The sequence below is a fragment of the Flavobacterium tistrianum genome (assembly GCF_003254545.1).
Taxonomy (GTDB): Bacteria; Bacteroidota; Bacteroidia; order Flavobacteriales; family Flavobacteriaceae; genus Flavobacterium; species Flavobacterium tistrianum.
The window spans coordinates 1-2,164 of the sequence record NZ_QJRH01000037.1 but is presented as its reverse complement, the minus strand read 5'-3'; the positions used below and the strand labels follow the sequence as shown (position 1 = coordinate 2,164).

2 protein-coding genes are annotated in these 2,164 nt (G+C 38.7%); both read right to left on the bottom strand.

The window, feature by feature from the left end; all coding sequences use genetic code 11:
* The coding region (locus DMB71_RS00180) for a recombinase family protein (RefSeq protein WP_111362675.1) at window positions 1-1,542 on the bottom strand (1,542 nt) is incomplete at its 3' end.
* Window positions 1,499-1,771: a hypothetical protein gene (locus tag DMB71_RS00175; protein ID WP_111362673.1), complete on the bottom strand. Its 273-nt coding sequence runs from the start codon at window positions 1,769-1,771 to the stop codon at window positions 1,499-1,501. The genes DMB71_RS00180 and DMB71_RS00175, both read right to left, overlap by 44 nt.
* Window positions 1,772-2,164: the final 393 nt, after the last annotated feature.

Below are 2,164 nucleotides of genomic sequence, written 5' to 3'. Positions count from 1 at the left end.
CACAGGTTCGAGTCCTGTTCCCGCTACTAATTGGGACAAAGAGGAAAATTTCTTCTTTGTCCCTTTTTTATTTAGCCCTATTAGCCTGTTAATACTGTAGATGAGATGCACCACTTCGTTTACTCTTGCTGTTCGAAACCCGTTTTCTGAGATCGTAAAATTCTCAGGAAAAATCGAACCTAATAAATCCCTCGATTCAATCCAATTGCCGTTTTCATAATATTCGTTAAGCTTCATCAAGTTGTCTACTCCCGCTTTTAAAAGCTCTTGAATATCTTTATTCTCATCATCGATACCAGATAATTTTAATTCAAGCCTTCTTACCATCTCACCGTAATCTGACTTCATATCTCGGTAATCCGAGGCGTCTATCTGTTTTGTTGCAAGAAGATCTCTTGCATTTGAGATTCTGGCTTCATAATCCTTGATCTGGCTTATGATTTTAGTTTTTTCTTCCAGCACATCCTTGATCTGTTCTTTATAACAGTCGCCTATGACATTGGCATAGATATTTTTGATTTCAGGAATTGGCACATATTTTTTAAGGTTTTGTATAAATATCTCATTGGCAGTTTCCGAATTAATCCTGTATCTGCAACCTGCACTGCAATGATAATACGGGTAATATTTATGTCGCCCTTTGGATATGCTTCCAGTCAATATTTTCCCGCAGTCGGGACAGATGAAAAAACCTCTCAGTGGAAAAGGCTTGGCTGATAGAGTTTTTGGAAGATATTTGCGGGATCTCCCGTCAAGAACATCCTGAACTTTATAGAAAAGCATTTCCGAAATCAATGCTTCATGCTGTCCTCTCACTAAAGTGCGTTCCTCATCCTTGTATTTAGGAACTTCGATCTTACCGCAGTAAAGTGGATTGCGGATCGCTCTCCAGAAATGGTTCTTGCCTGCTTTAAGCCCTTTTTCTTTTGCCATGTGAAGCACCTGTTCCGTATTGAAAATTCCTTTGGAAAGTTCTTCAAAAGCCCATTTTAAAATAGAGGCTTCTGGCTGATCGAATGCAATGTATTTTGTTCCATCCTCTTTTACTCGGTTAACATAACCGATAGGAGCAATTCCCATATATCTTCCCTCTTTTCTAGCTCTTCTCATTCCGTGAAAGGTATTAAGGGCTCTACGGTCATTCTCCACCTCGGGAGCAGCCAGATAAAAAGCCAGCATCATTTTGTTCTCGGGTATTGATAGATCCAAAGGCTGTTCTATTGCCTGAGGCTCAACTCCCAATTTTCTGAGCATACTGATCATCTGGTATGCATCTCCTGCATTTCGGCTGAACCTGTCCCATTTGGTAAACAGGAGAAGATCAGTTTTATTCTTATGCTTCTTTAAATCCGCAAGCAGTTTCTTCCACTGCGGACGGTTGAATGTCTTTGCCGAATGGTCTTCATAAATAACGTGTCTTATTTCAACTGCATTTATTTCGCAGTACTTGCGAAGCATTTCTTCCTGATTTCTCTGTGAGTAGCCCCTGTCTGCCTGCTCATCTGTACTCACTCTCACGTATAGGTCTGCTATTTTTCTCATCTTTTTTCTTTAAATAGTTTGAAACTGCCATGTTTGCCAGTTTTCTTAAAAATTCTAAAATCATTCCAGCCTGTTCCAGCGTCACTTCCACTCCTTCATCTTTCAGCATTTTTCTGGTCTTTTCTGCCGTCATTTTTCCTCTTTCTTCTCTTCCATCCTTCTCCATTTGAAATTCCTCTTCATTAAAAAAAGACCGAGCCTCGGTCTTTTTTGTTCCACAATCATTCATCGCTATAAAGTTATAACACTTTTCTCATTTTACCCTGCGCAAAATTTGGGTAGGATAACACAAATATAAAACCTAATCAACTGAGGATCATAAGTAAAATTTACTTATCATCACTCAATCCAATTTTTGATTCTAACAAATATAAAATGCTTTTCCCTCAATGTCATGGACATAATATGTTCATGAAAACGGTACTTAAACCATTGATATGCCCAGTATTCATTTATCTTCTTTCTTTTCATTGAGCATTCTGTATATTTCATCCAGAACCTCTATTTCAGAACTTGGAATCAGCTGAAGCGCAAGCTCCAGAACCGAGCCTATATAAATGTCCCTGTTATCCAGTTCATCCGAATAAACAATATTCAGGCACATTCTAATCAGATTCACTCC

Coding starts and splice junctions, on each gene's coding strand:
- DMB71_RS00175 (WP_111362673.1), bottom strand. CDS start 1,771: ATGAATGATTGTGGAACAAAAAAGACCGAGGCTCGGTCTTTTTTTAAT.